Here is a 7,054-nt window from a genome sequence, read left to right as displayed (position 1 = left end):
CTGCCCCTTCGCCTTGCATGTATTAAGCCTGCCGCTAGCGTTCATCCTGAGCCAGGATCAAACTCTCCATTGTAAATTTTGCTTGCTACTAATAGTAACTTAATTCTATTCAAACGAGTTTTTCTTACTCCTTTGGTTTATCTCATCATGTCAAAGAACAGTACCAACCACGCTTTCTTTACTTCTTTTCTCTTGCTCTGTTTGCGATTGGGATTGCAAAGGTAGAAAAAGAATTTTCGGTTGCAATACTCAGCTAGAAAAAAACTTCTATTTCTCTGAAATTCTTCATTTAAGAAAATTTTTACTGAGCTACATACAATTCTTAGCTTATCAGGAAGGGATATTTGTAATCAGTAGGTGAAATCAAGGTTTCCTTTATTGCTCTGGGTGAAACCCACCGAAGCAAGTTAAGAACTGAGCCAGCCTTATCATTTGTCCCAGATGCGCGCGCGCCCCCAAATGGCTGTTGCCCCACAACTGCGCCTGTTGGCTTATCATTGATGTAAAAGTTTCCAGCAGAATTGACCAGCTTCTCGGTTGCATATTGGATAGCATACCGGTCTTTGGAAAATACCGCCCCGGTCAAAGCATATGGTGATGTCTGATCAATAACCTTGATGATTTCTGCAAAGTCATTTTCTTCATATATATATACTGTCAACACAGGACCAAAAATCTCTTCGCACATCGTGATATAATCAGGTTTGAATGCACGGATAATAGTCGGGTGTACAAAATAGCCCTGAGATTTGTCAAACGTTCCTCCGGCGATAATTTCAGCATCATCACTTTCTTTCACTCCATCTATATAAGAAGCAATTTTATCAAATGATCTCTCATCAATTACCGCATTAACAAAGTTGCCAAAGTCTTCAACACCGCCCATTTTGAGTTCAGAAAGATCTTTCAGCATGAAAGCCTTAACATCGTCCCACAGATTAGCAGGAATGTAAGCACGTGATGCAGCTGAACACTTTTGCCCCTGATATTCAAATGCTCCTCTTATTAAAGCTGTAGCCAATGCTTTCGGATCAGCTGACTTGTGGACAAGCACAAAATCCTTTCCGCCGGTTTCACCAACAATTCTCGGAAAGGTTTTATATACCCCAATATTTTCCCCTATTGTCTTCCATATAGTCTGAAAAACCTTTGTACTTCCTGTAAAATGAATTCCGGAAAAATCAGGATGTTTGAAAATTATATCCCCGGCAACAGGTCCGTCCACCAGGATCATATTGATAACTCCATCAGGAAGACCTGCCTCTTTGAAGACTTTCATGAGCACGTTTGCAGAGTAAACCTGGGTAAATGCAGGCTTCCATAACACTACATTTCCCATTAATGCAGGTGCAGCAGGTAAATTTCCAGCAATGGCCGTGAAATTAAAAGGCGTAATTGCAAACACAAATCCCTCCAAAGGTCGATACTCCATGCGGTTCCAGACACCATCGGAGGAGATAGGCTGCTCTTCATAAATATCACGCATGAAATTCACGTTAAGTCTCAGAAAGTCAATGATCTCACATGCAGAGTCTATTTCAGCCTGATAAGCATTTTTTGACTGTCCAAGCATTGTTGCCGCGTTGATTTCCGCCCTGTATGGACCAGCTATCAAGTCGGCTGCTTTCAGGAAAATAGCGGCACGCTGCTCCCAGTTTAATGAAGCCCATTCGTACCGGGCTTCTAATGCTGTTTTTATCGCTTTATCAACGTCATCTGCATTCCCTTCATGATAGTAACCCAGTAAATGCTGATGATCGTGGGGAGGTACTATTTTCCTTTTATTACCTGAAAAAATTTCCTCCGAACCAATATATTGTGGAATCTCGATCACTTTTGATCTGGCTTCTTCAAGCGCTTTTTTCAATAATGCTCTTTCCGGGCTCCCCGGCGCATAATTCTTAACCGGCTCATTTTTAGCTGCCGGAACATTGAAAATACCTATCGACATATGAGTTAGTCTGTAGATTGTTAAATGAAAATATATTGAAAGACGATTTACAAAAACTAAACGGAAGGTCTGGTATCAATAACATTCATGACTGTGCAATCAGTTTCCTGATATCAGATTCTGCAATCGCTTAGCGCAGGTATTTTAACTAAATTTGCTGTCCTTAACGAAGAAACAGATTTTACTAAAATGATATTTCACAGCACCAAAAATGCAGATTTGAAAGCCTCTCTGGAAGAAGCAATTTTTAACAGCTTGCCGCCAGATAACGGACTTTATATGCCGGAATATATTCCCAAAATATCTGAGGATTTTCTGGCAGATATAGAAAATCGTTCTTTCAAAGAAATTGCTGTTGAAGTTGCGACTACCCTGTTTGAAGGCGAAATTACCAGAAGTGAGCTAGAAAACATTATTGAACACGCGTACGATTTCGAGTCTCCAGTGGTCGGGATTGCGCCTGAGGACTATGTTTTGGAACTATTTCATGGGCCCTCGATGGCGTTTAAAGACTTTGGTGCCAGGTTTATGGCTGCGGTAATGTCGCATTTCCTTCTCAAATCAGAGAAAGAAATCAAAATTCTGGTTGCTACATCAGGAGATACCGGAGGAGCTGTTGCACAAGGTTTTTATAAAGTACCTGGTATCAGTGTCACAATCTTGTATCCAAGCGGTAAAGTGAGTGAGATACAAGAAAAACAATTAACTACCCTCGGCCACAATGTTACTGCTATTGAGGTTAATGGTACTTTCGATGATTGCCAGAAACTGGTAAAAGAAGCTTTCCTGGACCCTGAACTTCGGCAGCATTACAATCTTGCATCAGCTAACTCGATCAACATTGCACGTTTGATCCCGCAGTCATTTTATTTCTTCTCAGCTTATGCTCAGTTGAAAAAGTTAGGCAAGCCGATTGTTTTTTCTGTACCCAGCGGCAACTTTGGAAATTTGAGTGCAGGAGTCCTTGCATTTAGAATGGGACTTCCTGTTGAACATTTCGTGGCGTCTACTAACCTGAACAATGCAGTGCCCAGGTATCTGACCTCCGGAGTATACGAACCGCATCCTTCTATTGAAACAATTTCAAATGCAATGGATGTCGGCAACCCCAGCAACTTTGTACGGTTACAAAGATTTTTCGGTGATGACTGGAAGTCCGTAACAGAAAGAATTTATGGTGCTTTCTTCACCGATGAAGAAACGCGGCAGGCAATGCGGGAGGTTTTTGAAAATACAAACTACGTGATGTGCCCCCATACTGCAGTTGCTTACCTGGGCTTGCAGAAATATCGTAAGGAGTCCGGTGCTGACTTCACCGGAGTTTTTCTTTCAACTGCTCATCCAGCCAAGTTTATCGACCTTGTGGAACAAACCTTGGGAAAAAGCACTGAAATCCCTGCCCGACTCGAATCTTTGCTCCATATTGAAAAAGTGGCTTTCAAAATGGAACCGGCCTTTGAAGAGTTTAAAAACTTCTTATTAAATGAGTTAGGGCTGTAAACCCGCATTTTGTACCGCCCGACATTTTAATAGATGAAAGTTGATCGGGTCTGACTCTGATATAGGTAAATGTAAAAGCGGTAAAAAGCACATACTTTTTACCGCTTTTACATTTTTCACCAATTCTTAGTTAATCACATCACCACGCAAGATCCTGAATCGTTTTCTCGACTCCGCAACAAAGATGCTACCGGGATACTTTTCCATCAACTCCTGATAGAGCTTCATCGATTGTTCTTTGTCATTCAACTTTTCCTGATAGAGCTTCGCCATCGCAAACAATGCATCATCTCCATAAATGTCGTGGCCAAATTTGGAATACAATAATTTGAGACTTTCCAGCGCTTGCTGATTACTGTCAAGCTTCATGTAAGTTTTAGCAGTGAGCCAAACAATCTCATCAGTTAAACTGTGGGTTTGATATTGCTGGTACAAACTCTTCAGAGAATCTATCGCTTCGTATTTTTTATTTTGAAATAGTTGAAGCTCCACGGCCGAATAACGTCTCATTGCAGTTTCGGTACTATCCAGACCTGTGTTGTCCATGATAAGGAGAGATAAGTTATTTGCATCATTTGCAATTTCCCTCGACGTAGCCTTTTTCAAAATGTCCAGCACCGCTTTTGCCAATTCAAATTCTCCTTTGAAATAATGCAGCTTGGCATTCCTCAATTTTGCTTCATACCCGAGCAGATCATCTTTTTGTGATTTTTCAACCTGTGAGTATACCAATGTAGCCTCCCAAGGTTCTCCCTGAAGTAAATAGATGTCACCCAGGTCAAGCTTGCATTTGTCTACGAAATTCTTCTCCTGCTTACCTGCCTCTATTGCAATCTGAAGTGTCTCGGTAGCTTTTTTAAAATCATCCATGTAGAAAGCATAGAGGATTGCCATGTTTCTGAGGGCCTCTATCGTACGTACATTAACACCAAGCTCATCAACCAACTCCTGGTATTGACCTAGCAACTTCTGAACCTCTCCGCGCTTAATCGGATAAGTATTTTTCACCTGCTCTTCCCTGGCAAAAATGGCCATTCTCCGCGACACCGGATAGAGCTGACCTTTGGGATATTCTTTTACCAAATGATCAAAAATGGTACCTGCATTCTGGTAATCCAGGTTCTGTAATGCGAGCATTCCAAGGTTATATAGTCTGGCCCCGTTGTGCTTGAACCGCCTGTCCAAAGCTCTTTCCTGGATAAACGCTTTGTAAAAATCCTTTTTCTGGATCTGGTACCAAATCAGCAGCTCATTGTAAAAACCTTCATTAGGGAACTTCTGAATTTTATCATACAGTACTTTCTCTAATAAAGCCTGCTCCTTCTCATCCTTTGTAAAATCCTGAAGCATATTCTGTACGACCTCCGTATTCTGGTACCGCATTCCGTAAGACAACAGTTCATCTATCATCTTCTCGGGCTGATTGAGGTCCCGGTATACACTCGCCAATTCCAATTGGAAAATATCATTTCGCTTGATAGATTCCCTGGCTTCCAGGAGAATGTTCTTGGCCCATTCAGGCTGACTGATGTTACGGAACTCCTCAGCCAAATCACGTTTGAGCTCGACTTTTGCACCTGATGATACTACCGCCTGCTCATTCTTTTTCGCGGCTTCCTGCGGCTTTCCCTGTGCTTCCAGCAGCAATCCCCAGTACAAGTAATACCAGCTTGCATTGGCAGCGTCGGCTTTGATCTGCTTCTTATAGAACTGTTCAGCAGCAGACCAGTCTTTTGTTTTAATAATACAACTGGTGTAATTCTTAAGAGAGGATTTCTCGAAGTTAGTTTTGAGAAGATTGTTGTAATAGGTTAATGCTTTCGCGCAATCTCCGTTTTTGAAGTATTCCTCGGCCATTTCCTTTTCGCTCTGGGCCCGCGCCGCTCCCGCCCCCGCCGCAATAATTAAAACTATTATCAGCAACTCGCATACCTTTCTCATAATAGAAAAAAAGACTTTTTGTTTTTAATTACTATTGTTCTCTAGCGCTGTGGATATGTAGATAAAACGTTTGTCCACTTAAGATCCACATAGTTATCCACAATTTGTTAATAACTTAAGTGAAGAATGAGGATAACTTTAGGGAGAAGTCAACATCTAATATGCTGAATGACAATGTAAACATTATTCTGGGAAGAATATAGTGTGGACAACTGATTCTCGTGACCTGTTTTGATTAATCCACATTCTCAACTGTGTATCAACAGGCTGTTAACTCAAGGTTAGCTTATATTTTATCCACTGAAGGTAGGACGCCGGATATTTATCAACGCTTTTTCGGACTTATTAACAGACTTATCCACAAAATCACACCTCTTACCAACAAAATTCGGGGCTTATTCACATAGTTATCCACACTCTAGGGATAACTTTTCGGGAATTTTCATTTAGGAATGACAATGTTGATGTCATTGAGCTCAAAATTGGCCTTTAGCATGACCTTATCAGGCAGATAATAGATCGCTTCCGGTTGCCGGCCTTTGGCCATTTCGCCCGTATCCCATTTTTGATTTTTGTTTTTGTCTGCAATAACCCTCAGGAAGTACTTTCCCTGTGGTATATTCTGAAAATTGTAGGTTGTATTTTGAATGCGGCTGATCAGCTTGAATTGCTCATCCACGAGTTCAACGATATAATTGCTCGCAGGATCAGCATTGATCACTCTGCCCCTGATTATACCAAAATCCTCCGCGTTAAGAACGGGGTGTTTGATGAACATTCTGGCGAGTGTATCACCTTCTACGCTGATTACGGAGCCTTTGGGTATGTCCCATTTGATGGAGTCTTTGGCAAAGGATTTTGCATTGATAAGTACGATATTATGATTGGCATTCCATTCCCATTTAAATGAGCTGAGCGGCTCGTGAGACAGGCTGTCTGTGATCAATGTGATCTTTTTATCGTCCAGGTATTGAACCGGCTTGTTTAAGATCAATCGGTATGTGAATGTATTTTCAAGAGGTTTGTTCGATTCCGGAAGGGTTGTTAAAGAGAATGGATCTTTCTGGCGCTCCTTCCCTCTTGGCTGCTGAAACGCAATTTTTTGTTCAAATTCCGTAGTTGTGCCAAGTGAATCCGTAGCGACAAGCTTTACTAATGTGGAGTCAGGATGTGGTTGAACATTGAAAAATTTGAGCGAAGTACCTTGTTCGAGCAAATACGGAAGGGTATCCTTATTCATAAAAGTCACGTTGACTTTCTCAATCGGTTTGCTGAAAATGACTGCATAATTATTGACGCGCGGTGTAGTCCTCTGGATCTTCAAGGGTGTGTTATCCGACAAATACATGGAAATATTGTAGGATATGGAATCCACGCCGGCGGTCACATTCTCGTTCAGGAATCCCGTTCGTTCGTCTCTTGCATTGTACAGCATGTTCCTGTTCTTATCATCAATTGCTGCCAGCTTGAAAGTTTTTGTTTGAATATTTTCGATGGAGAATACGCCGCTGCTATCTGTTCTTGAGAAATAATAGGGTTTTTGTTTCGCTATATCGAGTGTGTCACTAATGTTATAGAGTCCTACCAAAGCATCAAAAATGGGCTTGTTGGTCTGAATATCCTTTACTACCCCATATACCCTACCGGAGTCGAGCGAAGAGC

The 7,054-nt window shown here is 41.5% G+C and carries 4 protein-coding genes and 1 rRNA gene; 1 reads left to right on the top strand and 4 read right to left on the bottom strand.

Annotated elements, in window-relative coordinates; all coding sequences use genetic code 11:
* Both ACTIE6_RS14070 and pruA read right to left on the bottom strand, forming a co-directional pair.
* Positions 1–73: ribosomal RNA gene (locus ACTIE6_RS14070) — 16S ribosomal RNA — on the bottom strand; the annotation flags it as partial.
* 249 nt (positions 74–322) lie between these two features.
* Positions 323–1,951 (bottom strand): L-glutamate gamma-semialdehyde dehydrogenase, encoded by a 1,629-nt coding sequence (pruA, locus tag ACTIE6_RS14065; RefSeq protein ID WP_439557246.1) that lies wholly within the window; start codon positions 1,949–1,951, stop codon positions 323–325.
* A 189-nt stretch (positions 1,952–2,140) separates the two neighbouring features.
* Here pruA and thrC point away from each other — a divergent pair, with 189 nt between their 5' ends.
* Positions 2,141–3,451 carry a threonine synthase gene (thrC, locus tag ACTIE6_RS14060; RefSeq protein WP_439557245.1) on the top strand — a complete coding sequence of 437 codons (1,311 nt, stop codon included), beginning with the start codon at positions 2,141–2,143 and terminating at the stop codon, positions 3,449–3,451.
* 126 nt (positions 3,452–3,577) lie between these two features.
* Here the strand turns inward: thrC and ACTIE6_RS14055 are convergent, their stop codons facing one another.
* Both ACTIE6_RS14055 and ACTIE6_RS14050 read right to left on the bottom strand, forming a co-directional pair.
* Entirely contained in the window at positions 3,578–5,392 is a 1,815-nt protein-coding gene (locus ACTIE6_RS14055) for a tetratricopeptide repeat protein (RefSeq protein ID WP_439557244.1), read from the bottom strand.
* 442 nt (positions 5,393–5,834) lie between these two features.
* Positions 5,835–7,054 (bottom strand): Ig-like domain-containing domain (locus tag ACTIE6_RS14050; RefSeq protein WP_439557243.1); only part of this gene is annotated, 1,220 nt, incomplete at its 5' end.

The organism is Dyadobacter sp. (assembly GCF_051859145.1).
Lineage (GTDB): Bacteria > Bacteroidota > Bacteroidia > Cytophagales > Spirosomataceae > Dyadobacter.
This window is presented reverse-complemented; position numbering and strand designations above follow the sequence as displayed.

Coding starts and splice junctions, on each gene's coding strand:
- pruA (WP_439557246.1), bottom strand. CDS start 1,951: ATGTCGATAGGTATTTTCAATGTTCCGGCAGCTAAAAATGAGCCGGTT.
- thrC (WP_439557245.1), top strand. CDS start 2,141: ATGATATTTCACAGCACCAAAAATGCAGATTTGAAAGCCTCTCTGGAA.
- ACTIE6_RS14055 (WP_439557244.1), bottom strand. CDS start 5,392: ATGAGAAAGGTATGCGAGTTGCTGATAATAGTTTTAATTATTGCGGCG.